The organism is Chelativorans sp. AA-79, from assembly GCF_029457495.1.
Lineage (GTDB): Bacteria > Pseudomonadota > Alphaproteobacteria > Rhizobiales > Rhizobiaceae > Chelativorans.
Window position 1 is genome coordinate 1,422,664 of record NZ_CP120361.1, and the last position, 17,392, is coordinate 1,440,055.

Sequence of the window (17,392 nt, forward strand, 5' to 3'; positions counted from 1 at the left end):
GGAGTGCCGTGTGCAACGATTGACGAGGGTCACTTTCGGCAAGGAGTTGCGATGAAATCGAGTGCTATTTGGCTCATCGCGTTGATCGCATTCGGAAGCTGGCCGGTAACCGCGCCAGGAGGCGGCCTGACCAATCGCGAAGTGAATATTCATGAAATCATAGCCGCGCTTGGGGTCGACGATCTGAGCGCGAACGAGCTCCGTGAGATCGATTCCTATGTTCGTCTTGAAGTGGTGGACCTGAGCCCCTTCGAGTCGAGCGACGAATATCAAGCGCTGGAGACTGCCCTCGGCAAAACCGATGACGGTTGGGCGATGGTGCAAACCGCGATCATAAGCAATGACTCAATCGAACAGGAACTCAGACGACGTTCGGTTGACATCGGGCGCGTCGTTGCCGCGACAATGGATGATGAAGGGGGCCTTACGATTTATATCCGCTGACGCCGAGGCCTGGGTGCCGACGAATGGCCAAGTCAACTTCTTGGCCCCTTTCGCACTTCGTCGGTCGTACGGGAAATGACCGAGAAGGTGAGGCCATTGATCACAACGATATCCGCTCTCGGGGGGAGGAAATCCGGCGGGTGATCGCGCTGGCTGCGCTCTATGTCCGGTTTCGGGGAAGAGATGCAACGTCTACTTCGAAGCCGGTCGTTCTCGACCGAGAGCGGCGCAGATAGGAGGTTAGGGAACGGCAGCTTGTGGAGTAGGCCCCAGGTTGACATCATATCGACGATGTCGACATTCCTGCTTCCGATGACATACGTCGTGGCGGTTGGGTCGAGGCCAAATGCGAACAGCTTGTGGTGCCAGGTGCGAACAGCACTGACCGAGAGCGGTAGGCCTATTTAAGCTGGCTTACGTTAGGATCACAGTTATTTAAGTATCGGCGGGATTGTTGAAATAGCGCCAACTCCGTCGACAGCCATTGCGTCAGCACATGAGCCACGCTGATAAAAGCACAACTTTACGCGTGTGAGGTCGTTGGTTCTGTTTCCTACTCTTACTGTGTCATAAGTTTCGTTAACGATTGATTGCGACAATGGCGATTCGCGCTTCAAGTGGAGGGAGCTATGGATCGCCAGGAGGGAATCGAAACGAGTGAATCGCGTTTTGCAGCCTATGTCGAGACGCTCGCCTCGGCATTGGGTCATGCTGACCGGGTGGCGCCGCTGAAGACCTATTGCACGGGGCTGCTTTTGCCCGGTGAGCGCAAGAGCGTCGAGCCGATGGCGGCCCGAATTGAGCCGGGACGTGTGCAGGCGGCGCACCAGTCGCTGCATCATTTCGTGGCGAAAGCGGACTGGTCGGACGATGCCGTGCTCGCCGTGGTGCGGGCTGAAGTGCTGCCGGCGCTGGAGCGTCAGGCGCCGATCCGCGCCTGGATCGTTGACGACACCGGCTTTGCCAAGAAAGGGAAGCATTCGGTGGGGGTGGCGCGGCAGTATTGCGGCCAGCTCGGCAAGCAGGACAACTGCCAGATCGCCGTCAGTCTGTCGGTTGCCACCGACCAGGCGAGCCTGCCGGTCGCCTATCAACTGTATCTGCCGGAAAGCTGGGCCAACGATCCCGATCGGCGGAAAAAGGCGGGCGTGCCGGAGGACGTTGTCTTCCGCACCAAGCCCGAAATTGCGCTCACCCAAATCCGGGCGGCGCTGGATAACGACATATCGCCGGGCGTCGTGCTGGCCGATGCCGGTTACGGCAACGACACCGCTTTCCGCACCGGCTTGACGGAGATGGGCTTGACCTATGTCGCCGGAGTCCAGTCCTCGATCCGCTTGTGGTCGCCGGGCACTGGGCCGCTGCCGCCCAAGCCGTGGAGCGGCCACGGCCGCCCACCTTCACGCGTCCGGCGCCAGGCCGGGCACACGCCCGTTTCGGCCAAGGAGCTGGCGCAAGCCCTGCCCGAGGATGCCTGGCGTCAGATCACCTGGCGCGAGGGCTCCAAGGCGCCGCTTACCTCACGCTTTGCCACCGTCCTGGTCCGCCCAGCCCATCGCGACTACTGGCGCTCTGAGCCGCGCGCCAAGGAATGGCTTCTGATCGAGTGGCCGGACGGCGAGGTCGAGCCGGCCAAGTACTGGCTGTCGACCTTGCCGGAAGATACCAGGCTCGCCACTCTCGTCGATCAGGCCAAGCTGCGATGGCGGATTGAACGGGATTATCAGGAACTCAAGCAGGAGATCGGTCTTGGCCATTATGAGGGCCGAGGTTGGCGCGGCTTCCATCACCACGCCACGCTCGCCATCGCCGCTTACGGATTCCTGGTCTCCGAACGGAGTCTGATTCCCCCCTCAGCCCCACGCTCAGCGCCGCTCCTCAAGGCACCTGCGCTACCCGAAGATTATCGACCCCGCGGTGCCGCCGCTGCGCCCCGAACGCCACGTCACCAACTCCATCGCCACCATCAGGATTAGGCTCGCCCACGCCTTGGCGCGGCGGCTGCCACGATGTCCATGCTGCCAAAACAGTTTTATGACACAGTAAGACTACGCTGCTGTGCGAAATAATTCTCCAAGGAGCGCTGTGTCGACCCGGAGCAGCATGGAGTGAGGTGAAGAGGGCGGTCGCAAGTAAAGATGATTGCATGCCCCCGCAACCAAGCCCGCCAAAAAGTCTTAGCATATTCAATGTGTTGCAGAGATTATGCTTTGAGGTATGGCGATCGCAGAATGTGCGTCAATAAAATCAATAGCTTAGAATTAGGTTCAAATCACCTCGCAACCAACCACAAACATCTGGTTGGTGAAACAGAAACGACCGCTACGCGCCTCGCTTCAGCCGTTGAGAATATCCTTGCCTCGGCCCGATACCTGCCATTGCTGACGTCGAAGCTGTAGGTCGAGATTGCGGACCCAGCGGTCGTCGCCAAGCCGATTGCCGAATGACGTGTTCGAGGCCGGTTGCTGCCTGCCCGGTTCCGGCTGAAAAACTGAGTAGCTGCCGTTCGACTGCCAGCCGAATCCCGGACGTCGAGTGGACTACAGCGGCGTCCTTTAAGCTATCACCACGACAGGGCGGCCACGCGAAGAGGAGCTCGGCGTAACCATCTATCGGCCCAATGTCGAAGAATTCGGGCTGTAGGCTCTGGCGTGGCGTCCGCAGCGCATACCAAAGCGAATTAAGGATCGTGATGGAAGCCGTACCCGCCTCTTTTTCGCCCCAAACAGTCCTTTCAAAACCTGCCACGAAGCGGTGGGGGCCGTTTGGAGAGGTTTGTATCGTGTTTACTCGGCTCCCGGTCGCCGCATCGGCGGTTGTCCTGTCGCTCGCTGTTGCCGCCTGCACCTCCAGCACCAGCCTTCTCGATGACGTCGTCACTTCGTCTGTCAAGCCTGGGTCCTACACCGCAAAAGAAAGGGAGTGCTTGGCTCGCGCCATGTTTTTCGAATCGCACCGTTCAAGCCGCGAAGGGCTGATCGCGGTTGGCAGCGTGGTGATGAACCGGGTCGAATCGGGCGAATATCCTGATACGGTCTGCGGGGTCGTCGCTCAGAAGAACCAGTTCGCGCCTGGCGTTATGACGCGCAAGATGAAATCCAAGGCGCTACCCGATGTGATGGCGGCGGCCGACGCGGTGCTCAAGGGCGAACGTCATCCGAAAGTCCAGAATGCCAAGTTCTTTCATCAGGCGGGCCTGAGCTTCCCGTACGACAACATGCACTACGTGCTCGAAGCCGGCGGCAACGCGTTCTACGAGAAACGCAGCCGCGCCGAGCGCCGGGCGAACCCCGTGCGCACGCAGGCTCAGCTCACCGCCGCCGGTCGCACCGAAAAAAAGATTGCTCGGCAGGTGGTTGAAGCAGGGACGGCCGAGCAGCAGATCAAGGCGCTCTCCTTCGAGGCCGGATCGGCCAAGGCCGACGCCATCGGCGCGCTGATCGCAAGCGGCGGGAAGCCCGCGGCGGCCGAATAGGGCCGGGTCCGGCATGCCGGAAAGATTGTGCCTGAAAATCGCGACAGATCATCAGTTCTTGAAGAACAGGGGAATTCTGCCGCAACAATCAGGTGCGAAAGTCGCCCATATCCGAGAAATCTTGCGACAGCCGGCGGCTAGTTTCTCGCCGATCGTTCGGAAAGCCCTCATGCCGCTCTCCGCTTCGTTAATGACGGTGCCGACACGGCGCTTGTCATTGCCAGTGCGCCGACAGTGATCCCCAGCGGAAATCGATTTCCGTCTCAATCGCGGCTAGCTGCGCACAATGGTGGCTGATGTTCCTACCACGCAGCTCACAATCGGGTGCAGTCTCAACTGTTCGTTATCTGAGAGCGCCTGGGCTCGAGGAGATCCGCGTGGACCATGATTGCACCGTTGGTGGCCTCCTCGATGGCGAGCCGCACACCGTAGGCATCACTTGTCACTTTCGCGCCCAGCACTTCGTAGGGGGAGCCGTCCGCCGCTATCGAACCCTCGTGCAGCAGGAGAAACCTGTCCGCGAACCGGCAGGCAAGCCCTAGATCGTGCAAGGCGGTAACCGTCACGATGCGGCGCTCGCGTGTCACCCTCTGCACAAGGCTCATGACTTCGAGCTGGCGCCGCAGGTCCAGTGCGCTGGTCGGCTCGTCCAGCAGCAGGACATCGGGATCGCGCACGAGCGCCTGGCAGAGCGCTACGAGCTGCTGCTGCCCACCGCTCAACTCGGTGACGAGCCGGTCGGAAAGGTGGTCTATGCCGAGCTCCTCAAGAGCCTGCTCCACGCGCGCAATGTCGTCGCCGGTGGCCCTGCCACCCCTCCAGCCGCGCTTGGCAAGCAGAACGACGTCGAATACGCCGAGCGTGGCGCGCATCGCCGTGTGCTGGGTCAGCAGGAAGATGCGCTCGGCCCGGTGCCGGTCCGACATACCCGATATGTTGCAGCCGTCGAGGCAGATCCTGCCGCAGGACGGGTTCAGAAGGCCCGCCACCAGCCGGAACAGAGAGGACTTCCCGACGCCGTTGGGGCCGACCAGAGCCGTGACCTCGCCGCGCCGCAGTGACGGCGCGTCGAGGCTGTCGAACAGCTTGTGGGTGCGATAGCCGAAACCGAGGCCGCTGATCTCCAGGCTCATCGCCACGTCTCCTTGCGGATCGAGAGGATCAGGCTGAGGAAGAAGGGCACGCCCACCAGCGCGGTGATGATGCCGATCGGATAGATCACGCCGGGCGTTATCCCCTTGGACAGGGTCGAGGCGGCCGACAGGATGATGGCGCCGGCCGCAGCCGAGACGGGCAGGAAATAGCGCTGGTCCTCGCCAACCAGCATACGCGCGATATGCGGGCCGACAAGGCCCACGAACCCGATGGTGCCGACGAAGGCGGTCGCCGTCGCCGCCAGCAGCGAAATGGACGTCAACATCTCCAGCCTGAGCCGGGCGACCGGAACCCCGAGGCTGGCCGCCCGTTCGTCGCCCATGGCAAGCGCGGTCATCATGGAATTGCGTGCCCAGGCCAGCGGGACGACCAGCGCAAGCAGGAGCGCGCAGATGCCGATCTTGGTCCAGCTGGCGCGCGCGAGGCTACCCATCATCCAGAACACGATCTGCTGAAGCTGCGCTTCCGACGACTGGTACTGGATGAAAGCGAGGAGCGCGTTGAAGGTGAAGAACAGCGCGATGCCGACCAGCACGAAGGTCTCGATTGTGACGCCGCGCATTCGGGTGAACAGGAACAGCACCAGCGATGTCGCAAGCGCGAAGAAGAAGGCATTCGCTGTGACGAAGAAGGACCCGCCCATCGGCAGCAATCCGATGCCGAGGGCGATGGCAAGCGCCGCGCCGAAGCTCGCGGCGGAAGAAATGCCGAGGGTAAAGGGATCGGCGAGCGGATTGTGCAGAATCGTCTGCATCTGCGCGCCCGCCACGCCCAGCATGGCACCGACCAGGATCGCCATGACCGCCACCGGCAGGCGCACATCCCAGACGATGATGGCCAGCTTGGGGTCAACGTTTTCAGGTGCAACGAGCGCCGTCAGCACTTCCATCGGGCCGTACCAGCCCGGCCCGATGGCAATGTCAACGCAAATGGCGACCGCCAGCGCGGCGAATGCCCCCGCCACGAACATCGACTGGCGGAAAATCCGGCGGCGATAGCGCTCTCCGGCTCGCATGATGGTCATCTCCGCCAAGGCTTTACTCCGCTGTTTGAGAGAGACTGCGGCCGGTTTTCGCGGCCGTGGCGCCAGACCTAATCGAGCGTCGTCCAGAAGACGCCGCTCACGTCGATGGGCAGGAAGCGCTCGTGCAGCTCCTCGAAGGTCGCCCGCGGGTCGAGGTCGGCGAACTTGTCGGGATGCAGCCACTTGGCCAAGGCCTGCACCGCCACGAAGTGGTAGGGGCTCTGGTAGAACTGATGGTAGACGGCCAAGACGTTATTGGCCTTCACCGCCTTCAACTCCGGAAAGCCGGTGCGCTGCATCAGGCCCTGGAGCTGCTCCTTCGCCTTGGTGGGATCGGCCTCGTAGCCGAGCCACACGGCGATGTTGCCGGGGTTGGAGCCGGACCAGTTGGCGCCGGTGGCCAGAATGTAGTCGGGATCCTCGACCACCAGCGCCTCCGGGTTCAATACACCGCTGACGCCAGTGAAGTATTTCGTGCCGATATTGAAGCCGCCAGCCTCGGCGACGAACTCGCCGAAATTGAAGTTGCCGAAGGTGTTGCAGCAGACGGCAGGATCCAGACCGGCGGCACGCTCGGCGAAGACGGTCGGACGCTGGTCGGGCTTCAGGCGGGTGGTCACGTTATAGACCCGCCGCATCTGCGCCATGTAGAAGTCGGCGAAGGCCTGTGCCTCGGCTTCCTTGCCGAAGATTCGGCCCAGAAGCAGGATCGACGGCACGGTGTTCTGCGTCGGCCGTTCGCGGAAGTCGACGAAGACGGTCGGCACGCCGGCCTTCTCCAGCGTGTCGATGATGCCGCTCTCGCGGATCTTGTCATAGAAGCCGAGCGTGACGACCAGCACGTCCGCATCGAGCTCCAGCGCCTTTTCCAAGCTGAAATCGGCGGAGGCGGCAGCGCCGATCATCGGAACGTCCTTCGCGTCTGGGAAACGCTCCAGATACTTGTTCCAGGTGTCGGGATCGAACTTCGGCAGATCATCGCCGATTGCGGCGAGCTGGTCGAAAGGGCTGTCCTTGTCCAGCACGACCGTGGCATAGAACATGCGCCCTTCGCCGAGGATGACCTTCTTGGCGCCGTGCGGCACCTCGACAGTCCGCCCGGCAAGATCGGTGACGGTGATCTTCTCCTGTGCGCTCGCCATGCCCGCCGCCGCGATCAGCGCGGCCGCGAGCCATGCGATCATCAGCAGGGAACGGCGGATCGCTGCGCGCATGCGCATTGCGTTATCCAGCATGCAAATCTCCATCTCTGTCATGCCGCGCGCAGGCTGTCGCCCGGTGCTTGCACGGCTTGTTGAACGGGTTTGCTGGCTTGGATCGCATAGCGGTCCTGGCTGGCTCGATCGATCCGCTGGTGAAGCGGCATGTGACGGCCCTGCGCCCTGCGTATGGGCGAGAAGCCGCGGTCGATGGCGATGTTTTGGAATCCGGCGTCGCGAAGCAGCGCCGCGACGTCCTCGGCGCGCGCTCCGCCGGAAAAATGCACCTGGGCAACGATGCGGTTGTGACGCTCTTTGTCAACCCCAGGCCTATCGGCCGTATCGGCGAAGCGCTTGAGAACGGCTGCGGCTTTCCTCAGGAGCCGGGAGCGCAGAGTCCGCGCCGCCATGTCGGCATCCACGATCAGGACCCTCCCGCCGGGTTTCAGCACCCGGAACCAATCCGCGAACGCGGCCGCTGGATCGGGCAGGGTCCATACCAGATGCCGGGTCATGATGACGTCATAGGCCGCATCGGCCAGAAGCGTGTTCTCGGCGTCGCCCATGACGTATCTCGCGTCGAGTCCGTGTGCCTTGGCCTTGGCTTCCGCCCGTTCCAGCATAGGTTCGGAAAAGTCGAGCCCGGTCACGGAATAGCCGCGCTCGCACAGAAGCCGCGATATCACGCCGGTGCCGGAAGCAAGGTCAAGGGCGTCCCGGCCGGCTCCGGCTCCTAAGTGCTTTTCGATCAGCGCATGCCATGCATGGCGCTCGTCCTCCGCGAAGATTTCATGTCCCGGTGAAAGATCAAAAGACGCGGCGCGCCCCGACCAATAGTCGCGGATCTCGTCCTTGATCGTCCAATTCTGTCCCGCCATCGGCAAACTCTCCGCTCGCCGACACGTCTACAAAAATATGACTGCGATTGTCTACTAAAGTTTCAGGCACGCCTCTTCGTGGTCAAGCGGTTATCGACACCCCAGCACGGGCCGAAACCGGGGCCGTGCGATGACCATTTCGGCCCGTTCCGTATGACGGTTCATCCAAGGAAAGCGCCCGGACCAATCGGGCAAGCAGAAGTGTTGCAGGCGGCGGGATGATTATCCACGGTCCCTCACGGATGAATGAGGATGACCGTCTTTCCCGTGCGCTGCTCGAGTTGAAGATGGAGACGGAGTGTGCGGGCTGTCATGCAGTCTGCCCGGGGACTTCGAGATAAGGGAGTCGAACCGGCCAGCCGTCCAGACCGTGTTCGAAGGTTCGGACGTCAACACTTCGCTTGTCTGCGCCCGAGCAGATTGTAAGCGTGCATCAGGCGCGAAGCCGACTCGGCGAACTTGGCGCCGCTTGCAGACCGTCCTCTATTGGACAGCGCGAGCGGATAGCTGCCGTTTTAGTGCAGACCTCTCAAGTCGATCAATGGGCTTGATCGCGCGACGTCCCGGCCGTTCCGCCGGCTCGCCGGGCGCGCCTGGAGCCAGCCTCTGGGCACAAAGCAATTATCCTCTTTCCCGATCTGCGTCGGCCGATTTCGGAAAAGGCCCTATTGAGAACAGATTGGGAGAGCTTTGCCCCGACGGTGTCTCAGCAAACCTTGTCCGCGCTTATCCGGCTTCACGTTTCGCTTCGTGGGAAGCGCCCGAGGATCACTGCCGGGGACGAGCAATCATCTCCTTTGCCGGCGCCTTGATCTCTCGCATCAATCGCGATCGGCGGACTGGGCGATCTCCTGCCGCAATTGGTCGACCTTCGCGCCGGCCCACTGGCGCGCGTCGTCGCCGAACACGAGCCGCGATGGCACATCGTCCTGCGAAGCAAGCGCTACGATCCGCGCGGCGAGCAGCTTCGGATCGTTCGGCTGGTTGCCGTTGGCCTCATCCACGAACGCACGATACTGCGCAATCGCCTCGGCATAGTCTGGAATGTCGATGCTGCCGAAGCTCGCCGACTTTTGGTCCATGAAATCGGTGCGCAGCATCCCTGGCTCGACCAGGAGCGAGCGAACGCCCAACGGTGCCAGCTCCTGCGCGAAGCCTTCCATCCATCCCTCGATCGCGAACTTCGACGCCGAGTAGACCGCTCCGCCAGCGTTGGAGACCAGCCCGCTGACCGACGAGATGGTGACGATGAGGCCCGAGCGACGCTCACGCATGTGAGGGGCGACCGCGCGCGCGACGTTCATCGTGCCGAACAGGTTGACCTCGAACTGACGCCGTACCGCGGCATCGGTGAACGTCTCGAAGAAACCGAGTTCGGCATAGCCGGCATTGTTGACCAGCACGTCGATCGCACCGAACCGCTCGGCGGTCTCGCCGGCGACCGACTTCGCAGCTTCGGCGTCGGTGATATCGAGTGGGAGGGCGTGCAGGCGACCGTGTTCGCCGCAGGCATCGCGCACGGCATCCGCGGACCGTGCCGTCGCCATGACCGTCTCGCCCGCATCGAGCGCCGCGCGCGTGATCTCGCGTCCAAGCCCGCGGCTCGCGCCAGTCACCAGCCAAACCCCGCCCATTGCCTGCTCCTCGTTCCTGCCACTGTGACTAGTTATGTAGCCATGCTAATAGATCGTGATAACCGCCTAATCAGTAATAGGCCTCAGTAGCGGAGATCATCAATGCGTCCGGATCAGCTCGGCGACCTCGCCGTCTTCGCAGCGATCGCCTCCGATCGCAGCTTCACGCGCGCCGCGAGGCGGCTCGGAGTCACGCAGTCGGCGTTGAGCCAGACCATGAAGCGGCTGGAGGGCCAACTCGGTTTTCGCCTGCTCTCCCGCACAACGCGCAGCGTCGCCCCGACCGCTGCCGGCGAGCGCCTGCTCGCCACCCTGTCGCCGGCACTGGCCGGGTTGGCCGACGAGATCGAGGCGCTGTCCCAGGCACGCGGGGCAGCGGTCGGCACCGTCCGGATCACGACGGGCAAACACGCCGCCGACACAGTGCTGTGGCCGATGCTCCCGTCCTTCATGCGCCGCCACCCCGGCATAGAGGTGGAGGTGTGCGTGGAGGGCGGGATGACCGACGTCGTGGCGGGCCGCTACGATGCGGGCATCCGGCTAGGCGAGCGATTGGAGAAGGACATGATCGCGCTGGCGGTCGGGCCTCCGCTTCGCGTCGCGGTGGTGGCCGCTCCCAGCTATCTGAGCGACCATCCGGCGCCGATGGAGCCCGCCGACCTCATGGCGCATCGCTGTGTCGCCTACGGCGACGCACGTGGTGACCTGTCCCCCTGGTCGTTCGAGCGCGACGGCCGTGTGGTGACGGTCAAGCCAGGCCGCGGGCCGGTGTTCAACGACGGCGACCTGCTGGTGGCCGCCGCTCTCGAGGGTTTCGGCATCCTCTACATACTGGAGGACCTGGTGGCGGCGCCGATTGCCGATGGGCGTCTCACCCGCCTGCTGGAGCCATGGTGCGAGCCGTTCGCCGGCTACCACCTCTATTACCCCGATCGGAGGGGGACGACGGCCTTCGAACTGTTCAAGGAGGCGCTTCGAGAAAGCAGGGCCGCGTGAAGCTCTGGCCAAGCGCCGGCGTCGATTCTCGAAACTCGATCGTTGCGGCCAAGCTCGCGGCACTCCGCCAATAGGGACTTTTGCCGATACCAAACCTGAACAACAGGGATCTTTCCACCTCACGGGCTGTAGACGGCAGGGGCGTCAAACCAGCGCGTCCACCACCTTGGATGACCTGAATGATGCCGCTGACTACCCGTCTGTCATCCACGTGCGGCTTGTGTCGGCGGGCGCGGTGGTCTCCGCTTCGCAAACTGCTCATCGGTCAGCCAGAAAAGATCCCGATTCATCGCTGTCCTTCTTTCGGGGACCGTGAATCATCTCAGGTCACTCAACGAAAGCCCTGCATGGGTGCCGCCCTAGTTCACGGTCTTAGCCTTGGCGTGCGGCATAATTGGCGCGCAGGAACTCGGCCGCTGTCGTCGGCTTGCGGCCGAGGAGTTTCTCCAGGTCGCCCGTTTTGCCGTCCCACTCCCCGGCGTTTATGCCATGCACCCACGCCAGCGCGAAGCCGGCAGCCGGCTCGGCAGGCCCGCTGCCACGAGGTGAGCGATGTAGTCCTCATCCGAACTGGCAACGAAAGGCACCGGCCTGCCGCTGATTTCCGACAGGATCTGTGCAACATCCGCGAAGGACACGGCCGGATCGCCAAGCAGCGAGTAGGCCTTGTTTTCATGGCCGGTTTCGCTGAGCACAACGGCATTTGCCTCGGCCAGATCGTCACGGCTGGCATAGCCCGCCTTGCCCTCGCCAACCGGCACATGAATGCCGGTCTCCAGGGCGTTTCCACCGATGTAGAATTCGATGCTTTCGAGAAATGGCGGATGGCGCATGATCGTATAATGAAGCCCAGAAGCATTGATCGCCTCCTGTGCGAAAACGTCCTGCTCGGTGACCTGCGGCAGGACGAAGTCGGAGCCTTCCTTGTGGATGATCGGCATGTAGACGATGTGCTTTACGCCCGCCTGCCGTGCCGCGCTGATAACATTTTGGTGCTGAGTGTTTCGATCAGTAAAAGCTGTGGCAGACACGAGCATTATCTTCTCGATTCCCTCGAACGCGCGCACCAATCCATGGTCGAAATAGTCGCCCTGACGGATCTCGATCCCCTCGGCGGCGAGATCGGCCGCCTTGGCAGGATTGCGGGCAAGGCCGACGAGATCACTTGCGGGTAGGCGCTTCAGGAGGTGTTGAAGGGTCATTTGGCCGATATTGCCGGTCGCGCCGGTGACGAGGATCTTGGTCATGGTCTTCCCTTCGGTTGATGGATGGGTGAGGCGTTGTGCTGGGCTATCCGAACGGATCGCAGCGGAGCCGCGAATGGTCGATCGACGATCGCCCAACGGCGAAACATCACCTTCCGCCCGTCGACATCGTCGCCGGTTCCAGTTAGGACAGAACAGACTTGGGATCTAGTACCGACTATTTGGTAAGTATCAGGATTAGGAGTTCCCAATGAGCGGAAGGATTTTTCAATGCGGCCTGGAAGCGGTTTTGGCCGTGCTTGGGGGCAAGTGGAAGCCGCTTATCGTTTATCACTTGGCCAGTGGGTCCAAGCGCACGGGCCAACTCCGGCGGCTCGTTACGAATGTGAGCGAGAAAATGCTGATCCAGCACCTGAAGGAACTGGCGGATGACGGCGTTATTCGCCGCATCGATTTCAAGACGGTACCGCCTCACGTGGAGTACGAACTGACCGACTTTGGTCAAAGCCTGGCCGACGTTCTTGCTCCGTTGTGCGAATGGGGAACCCTTCACACGGCCGAGGTCGCGAAGATAGTACAAAGGCGGGAGCACGGAGCGAAGATCGTTTAGTGGGTGGTAGTAAGGAGTTGGTTCGGCAGTACGCCGGACATTCCTGAAAGCGCTCGTTCGAACGGTCTAACTTTAACTGGTTGTCGGCTTAGGTGGCGTCATGCCCAAAGCGGTCGGTCAGCAAACCACCCCAACGATGGTCGGAACAGCAAGGTGACCTGCGAGCCGAAGCGGTCACCCGCGATACGACGGATGACCGCTTCAATGTCAGATTTCAGTTCGCTCAGCCAAGAGTAGCGCATCCTCCACATCGACGCCAAGATACCGAACAGTGTTCTCGATCTTGGAGTGACCGAGCAAGATCTGAATGGCGCGGAGATTGCCCGTCGCTTTGTAGATCATTGACGCCTTTGTGCGCCGAAGCGAGTGAGTGCCATACTCCTCTGGGCGCAGGCCGATCGCGATCACCCACTCGTCAACGAGGCGAGCGTACTGACTCGTGCTCATGTGTTGGGCGTGATTGATCCGGCTCGGGAATGCATAGTCGTCGACCGTGCCTCCACGCCTCTCGAGCCAAGCCAGAAGGCTGGCTCTGATGTCGCTGGTGATCTCGAACTGGACTGGACGACCTGTCTTCTGCTGCACGACGATCGCACGGGCCCGAATTTCCGATCCGGCGACCAGATCGCGGATCCTGATCTTGACCAGGTCGCAGCCGCGCAGCTTGCTGTCGATCGCCAGGTCGAACAGGGCACGGTCACGGATGCGTCGCTCACGATCGAGGAAGAAGCGAACAGCCCAAATCTGCTTCTGTGTAAGCGGTCGCTTAGTTCCCACCTTCTTTCCAGCGTTCCATGCGGCGCGCTCTCGGCTAGCATTATCGAAATGAGAATGGCCTATGTTAGTTCTCGTCGGCCTTGATTGGCCGAAGGAGAAACGACGCGGGGCACCGCTCGGGGCCGCAAGCGGACTGACAGCTAACGGACGAACTACAGTAGATTGCGGTCATTCATAAGCGACATGGCTCTTCCCTGCAAAGAAGGCATAGTTCTTGCTTATCGGCTGCGAAGGAATGCCGCCTTCGGCCCTATCTTTGCTCGCTTTAGGGAGCCTGGCCCCTTTTGCAGGCCCAAAGACCGGCCATGCAGCCTGGGGGTCCAACCTTACAGATGACGTTCCGGACGCCGCATCGCCAGTATGCAGCGCAGCCCAGCGTCGCGTTTCCGAACCAGGCCCTCCAGCGGGACCTTGTCGTAGGCACGTTCCACAGCCGCCGTCACGCGCTGTTGCAGATCCTGGTCGAGCAGTGGCGTCCCGAGTTCGCGCCAGAGCTTGTCCTGCATCGGGGTGAACATGTCCCAGAACCCCTGCATGCCTCGGTCACCGCCGGCGAGCCGATAGGTCAGAAGCGGTCCCATCAAGGCCCATCGCAGGCCAGGGCCATCAGTGACGGCGCGGTCGATGTCCTCGGCCGAGGCGACGCCACTCTCGAGAATGTGGATCGCCTCGCGGAAGATGGCAGCCTGCAGGCGGTTGGCGACATGCCCGTAGATCTCTTTCTCGAGCCGGATCGTGGTCTTGCCCAAGTCTTGATAGAAGTGCTCGGCGCTTCGTAGCGCCGTCTCCCCCGTTCCGGCGCCGCCGACGACTTCGACCAGCGGAACCAGATGCGGCGGATTGAGGGGATGCCCCAGCACCACCCGTTCCGGATGGGCGCAGGCACTCTGCATGTCGGTGACGGAAATTGCGGAGGAGCTGGAAGCGATCACCACCCCTGGAGAGGTCGCGGCATCGATCTGCCGCATCAGGTCGATCTTCTCCTCCACCCTTTCGATGGCATTTTCCTGCACGAAGCCTGTTCCTCGGCATGCCGCGGTGAGATCGGCAGTGAAGCTCAGGGTGCCGCGCTTCTTCCTTTCCAGCACTGCATCGGGAAGCGAAGGCCAGCAGCGCTCGACGGCAAGCTCCAACTCGTTCTCAGCTCCCTCTCGGATATCGGTCGCGACGACATCCAGCCCGTGAGCCAGGAAAAGGCACGTCCAGCTGGCGCCGATGATGCCCGTTCCGACCACGGTCACGCTTTTGATGTCTGTGTTCAAGACGATGCTCCTGCCGCTACAGCGGGCAACCTATCGCTGCTCCCGGTTTGTTGGAGCGAGCACGGTCGGCGGTACGGATGAAGCCGGTCGCCTGGTCGAAACCAGTATCAAAATGCCGGGCGGTCGAGATATCGCTCATCGCCTCGAATGCAGCGCGGAAATCGGCGGGGCTGCGCGCTTCCGGCGGCAGGTAGACGCCTTCAGTCTCGATGAGATGGACGACGGAGAAGACGCCGGCACCGGCACCGATGATGGTCTTTTCAGGCGCGTCGTCGGAGGCCATGAAGACAACGGCCGGAGAAACAGCTTCGGGATCGAGGCGTGCAGCGGTATCGGCGGGAAGCAATCCGTCCGTCATGTCCGTGGTCGCGAGCGGCGAGAGGCAGTTGACGCGGATGCCGTGTTTCAGGCCCTCCTGCTGCAACGTCATCATAAGCCCGATCATCCCCGTCTTGGCCGCGGCATAGTTCGCCTGACCGAAATTGCCGTAGAGGCCGGAGCAGGAGGTGGTGAGAACGATCCTGCCATACATTTGTGCGCGCATCTGCTCCCAGACGGCGCGGCAGCAATTTGCCGAACCGGTAAGGTGCACGGCGAGGACCTTCTCGAAGTGCGTCATCTCCATCTTCGCAAAGGAACGATCCCGGAGGATGCCTGCATTGTTGACGAGGATATCGATGCGTCCCACCCGCGCGATCACGCGTTCCACCATCGCTTCCACGGCAGCAAATGAGGAGACATCGGCAGGTTCTGCCACCGCTTGCCCGCCTTCAGCCAGGATCTCCCGCACCACCGATTGTGCCGCGACTCCGGCGGCACCATCCGGCCCTGCCAGGTCGTTAACGACAACGAATGCGCCGGCGCGAGCGAGTGCCAGAGCATGGCAGCGCCCGAGGCCGGAACCGGCTCCAGTCACGATCGCCACACGACCGTCCAGGTCTTTCCTCATAGGCCGTCTCCCCTTCTGCTGCCGCTAGAACTGCACACGATCTGCGCCCTTGAGGGCGAGCATCTCGCGCGCGTCAGCCGGAGTGGCGATCTCCAGCCCCAGTCCTTCGAGGATCTGCCGGATGCGGCGCACCTGGACGGCATTGGAGGTCGCCAGTTTCCCCGGACCGTCCCAAAGCGAATCCTCCAGCCCAACGCGAACATTGCCGCCCATGGCAGCGGCCATCGTCGTGACGGGAAGCTGACGGCGCCCGGCCCCCAGCACGGACCAGACATACTCATCACCGAACAGCCGGTCGGCCGTGCGCTTCATGTGCAAAACATCATCAGGGTGGGTGCCGATACCCCCGAGGATGCCGAAGACCGTCTGGATGAACAGCGGCCCCTGGACCAGACCGCGGTCGCGGAAATGGGCCAGGTTGTAGAGGTGGCTGGTGTCATAGCATTCGAATTCGAAGCGCGTGCCGTTGCCGCCGCAATGCTCCAGTATGTGCTCGATATCCTTGAAAGTGTTCCGGAAGACGGTGTCGCGGGTCTTCTCCAGGTATGCCGGCTCCCAATCGTGCTGAAATTTTTCATAGCGACCGAGCATGGGGTAGAGGCCGAAGTTCATCGATCCCATGTTGAGAGACGCGAACTTCAGTGCCGGCTGCAGGCGCTCATCCACGGTCATCGTAGGGCTTCCGCCGGTGGTCAGGTTCAGCACCGCATCTGTCGCCTGCTTGATCCGCGGCAGGAGGCGCGCGAAGGCTGCAGGATCCTGCGTCGGCCGGCCATCTTCCGGATTGCGGGCATGCAGGTGCAGGATTGCCGCACCTGCCTCAGCCGCTTCTATGGCATTCGCGGTGATCTGGTCCGGGGTAATCGGCAAGTACGCAGACATGCTCGGCGTGTGAATGCCGCCTGTGATGGCGCAGGTGGTGATGACCTTGCGGGATGATCGAGCCATACTCTCCTGCTCCCTTGCTCTCAGATGTTTTCGACGTTGCCGCAGACGCTGATGGCTTGCCCGGAGATGTTGGCACCGCCGGGGGAGGCGAGGAACAGCGCCATGGCGGCGACATCCTCCGGCTCGACCATGCGGCGCAGCGAGACGTTGGAAAGGTACTGGGCCTCCATCTCCTCATAGGTGATACCCGAGGCTGCGGCGCGCTCTCGAATGACGCTTTCGATGCGCACGCCGCGCACGACGCCCGGCAGGATCGCATTCACCCGGATGCCGTCGGGGCCCATCTCCTTCGCCAGGCTCTGGGTCAGCCCGACAATGCCCCACTTCGCAGCCGAATAGGGGGTACGAAGTGCGTAGCCCAATCGCCCCGCCACGGAGGAGATGTTGATGATTGACCCGGCTTCGCTGGCGCGCAGCAGCGGTGTGGCCCGGCGCACCACCAGGAATTGCCCCATCAAATCGATGTCGAGGGTGCGGCGGATGTCGTCGACAGACATTTTGTCGATAGGCCCGGTGGGTCCGGCAATGCCGGCATTATTGATCAGAACATCTAAACCACCGAGCTTCGTCGCGGTCGCTTCCAGAAGAGCGTCGACCTGGGCTTCGTCGGCAATATCCGCTTTGCAGACCGCGACATCCGGATGATGCTTCGCGAAACATCGCAAGGCCCCTTCGTCGATATCACAAATCAGCACCTTCGCCTCGGCTTCCAGGAAGCCGCGGGCGATTGCGCAGCCGATACCGGAAGCGCCGGCGGTCACCAGAACCCGAAGACCGGGGCGCGGGCTCATCCGCTCGATCATGTTCATTTGTTGTCCACTCGATTGCATGCGGGC

At 62.1% G+C, this 17,392-nt stretch carries 15 protein-coding genes and 1 pseudogene; 5 read left to right on the top strand and 11 right to left on the bottom strand.

The features are described 5' to 3' along the window. Positions 1-51 precede the first annotated feature (51 nt). From PVE73_RS06955 to PVE73_RS28225, 3 genes and pseudogenes are all read left to right on the top strand, one after another. A complete protein-coding gene (locus PVE73_RS06955; RefSeq protein WP_277366246.1) occupies positions 52-444 on the top strand; it encodes a hypothetical protein in 393 nt (130 codons plus the stop codon). Between the two features lie 629 nt (positions 445-1,073). Then, complete coding sequence (locus PVE73_RS06960) at positions 1,074-2,420, top strand: IS701 family transposase (protein WP_277366247.1); 1,347 nt, start codon at positions 1,074-1,076, stop codon at positions 2,418-2,420. 923 nt (positions 2,421-3,343) lie between these two features. Beyond that, a pseudogene (locus tag PVE73_RS28225) lies at positions 3,344-3,715 on the top strand (cell wall hydrolase); the annotation flags it as partial. 536 nt (positions 3,716-4,251) lie between these two features. Here PVE73_RS28225 and PVE73_RS06970 read toward each other — a convergent pair. The 5 genes from PVE73_RS06970 to PVE73_RS06990 all read right to left on the bottom strand — a co-directional run bounded on the left by PVE73_RS06970 (position 4,252) and on the right by PVE73_RS06990 (position 9,809). Then, positions 4,252-5,052, bottom strand: coding sequence for an ABC transporter ATP-binding protein (locus tag PVE73_RS06970; RefSeq protein WP_277366248.1), 801 nt, complete (start codon positions 5,050-5,052; stop codon positions 4,252-4,254). Further along, the gene (locus tag PVE73_RS06975; protein ID WP_277367373.1) at positions 5,049-6,098 is read right to left on the bottom strand and encodes an iron ABC transporter permease; all 1,050 of its coding nucleotides are present in this window, start codon (positions 6,096-6,098) and stop codon (positions 5,049-5,051) included. The genes PVE73_RS06970 and PVE73_RS06975 overlap by 4 nt, the downstream gene beginning before the upstream one ends. Before the next feature lie 68 nt (positions 6,099-6,166). Next, positions 6,167-7,333 carry an ABC transporter substrate-binding protein gene (locus tag PVE73_RS06980; RefSeq protein ID WP_277366249.1) on the bottom strand — a complete coding sequence of 389 codons (1,167 nt, stop codon included), beginning with the start codon at positions 7,331-7,333 and terminating at the stop codon, positions 6,167-6,169. 17 nt (positions 7,334-7,350) lie between these two features. Continuing rightward, a complete protein-coding gene (locus tag PVE73_RS06985; RefSeq protein ID WP_277366250.1) occupies positions 7,351-8,175 on the bottom strand; it encodes a class I SAM-dependent methyltransferase in 825 nt (274 codons plus the stop codon). Between the two features lie 821 nt (positions 8,176-8,996). After that, a complete protein-coding gene (locus PVE73_RS06990; RefSeq protein WP_277366251.1) occupies positions 8,997-9,809 on the bottom strand; it encodes an SDR family NAD(P)-dependent oxidoreductase in 813 nt (270 codons plus the stop codon). Positions 9,810-9,911: 102 nt separating this feature from the next. Here PVE73_RS06990 and PVE73_RS06995 point away from each other — a divergent pair, with 102 nt between their 5' ends. Further along, positions 9,912-10,805: a LysR family transcriptional regulator gene (locus PVE73_RS06995; RefSeq protein WP_277366252.1), complete on the top strand. Its 894-nt coding sequence runs from the start codon at positions 9,912-9,914 to the stop codon at positions 10,803-10,805. Between the two features lie 482 nt (positions 10,806-11,287). Here PVE73_RS06995 and PVE73_RS07000 read toward each other — a convergent pair whose 3' ends face one another. Next, positions 11,288-12,148, bottom strand: a complete 861-nt coding sequence (locus PVE73_RS07000) for an NAD(P)H-binding protein (RefSeq protein WP_277366253.1) — start codon at positions 12,146-12,148, stop codon at positions 11,288-11,290. A gap of 112 nt (positions 12,149-12,260) precedes the next feature. Between PVE73_RS07000 and PVE73_RS07005 the strand changes: the two genes are divergently transcribed. Then, positions 12,261-12,620 (top strand): helix-turn-helix domain-containing protein, encoded by a 360-nt coding sequence (locus PVE73_RS07005; RefSeq protein WP_277366254.1) that lies wholly within the window; start codon positions 12,261-12,263, stop codon positions 12,618-12,620. Between the two features lie 207 nt (positions 12,621-12,827). Here the strand turns inward: PVE73_RS07005 and PVE73_RS07010 are convergent, their stop codons facing one another. The 5 genes from PVE73_RS07010 to PVE73_RS07030 form a co-directional block, all read right to left on the bottom strand. Continuing rightward, complete coding sequence (locus PVE73_RS07010) at positions 12,828-13,460, bottom strand: tyrosine-type recombinase/integrase (protein ID WP_277367374.1); 633 nt, start codon at positions 13,458-13,460, stop codon at positions 12,828-12,830. Between the two features lie 263 nt (positions 13,461-13,723). After that, entirely contained in the window at positions 13,724-14,659 is a 936-nt protein-coding gene (locus tag PVE73_RS07015) for a 3-hydroxyacyl-CoA dehydrogenase NAD-binding domain-containing protein (RefSeq protein WP_277366255.1), read from the bottom strand. A gap of 16 nt (positions 14,660-14,675) precedes the next feature. Next, the gene (locus PVE73_RS07020) at positions 14,676-15,608 is read right to left on the bottom strand and encodes an SDR family NAD(P)-dependent oxidoreductase (RefSeq protein ID WP_277366256.1); all 933 of its coding nucleotides are present in this window, start codon (positions 15,606-15,608) and stop codon (positions 14,676-14,678) included. 24 nt (positions 15,609-15,632) lie between these two features. Then, positions 15,633-16,556 (bottom strand): 3-keto-5-aminohexanoate cleavage protein, encoded by a 924-nt coding sequence (locus tag PVE73_RS07025; RefSeq protein ID WP_277366257.1) that lies wholly within the window; start codon positions 16,554-16,556, stop codon positions 15,633-15,635. Between the two features lie 20 nt (positions 16,557-16,576). Further along, complete coding sequence (locus PVE73_RS07030; RefSeq protein WP_277366258.1) at positions 16,577-17,365, bottom strand: SDR family oxidoreductase; 789 nt, start codon at positions 17,363-17,365, stop codon at positions 16,577-16,579. Between the last annotated feature and the right edge of the window lie 27 nt (positions 17,366-17,392).

Bases quoted from the DNA above. Each gene is read 5' to 3' on its own strand.
- PVE73_RS06955 (WP_277366246.1), top strand. From the start codon at position 52: ATGAAATCGAGTGCTATTTGGCTCATCGCGTTGATCGCATTCGGAAGC.
- PVE73_RS06960 (WP_277366247.1), top strand. From the start codon at position 1,074: ATGGATCGCCAGGAGGGAATCGAAACGAGTGAATCGCGTTTTGCAGCC.
- PVE73_RS06970 (WP_277366248.1), bottom strand. From the start codon at position 5,052: ATGAGCCTGGAGATCAGCGGCCTCGGTTTCGGCTATCGCACCCACAAG.
- PVE73_RS06975 (WP_277367373.1), bottom strand. From the start codon at position 6,098: ATGACCATCATGCGAGCCGGAGAGCGCTATCGCCGCCGGATTTTCCGC.
- PVE73_RS06980 (WP_277366249.1), bottom strand. From the start codon at position 7,333: ATGCTGGATAACGCAATGCGCATGCGCGCAGCGATCCGCCGTTCCCTG.
- PVE73_RS06985 (WP_277366250.1), bottom strand. From the start codon at position 8,175: ATGGCGGGACAGAATTGGACGATCAAGGACGAGATCCGCGACTATTGG.
- PVE73_RS06990 (WP_277366251.1), bottom strand. From the start codon at position 9,809: ATGGGCGGGGTTTGGCTGGTGACTGGCGCGAGCCGCGGGCTTGGACGC.
- PVE73_RS06995 (WP_277366252.1), top strand. From the start codon at position 9,912: ATGCGTCCGGATCAGCTCGGCGACCTCGCCGTCTTCGCAGCGATCGCC.
- PVE73_RS07005 (WP_277366254.1), top strand. From the start codon at position 12,261: ATGAGCGGAAGGATTTTTCAATGCGGCCTGGAAGCGGTTTTGGCCGTG.
- PVE73_RS07020 (WP_277366256.1), bottom strand. From the start codon at position 15,608: ATGAGGAAAGACCTGGACGGTCGTGTGGCGATCGTGACTGGAGCCGGT.
- PVE73_RS07025 (WP_277366257.1), bottom strand. From the start codon at position 16,556: ATGGCTCGATCATCCCGCAAGGTCATCACCACCTGCGCCATCACAGGC.
- PVE73_RS07030 (WP_277366258.1), bottom strand. From the start codon at position 17,365: ATGAACATGATCGAGCGGATGAGCCCGCGCCCCGGTCTTCGGGTTCTG.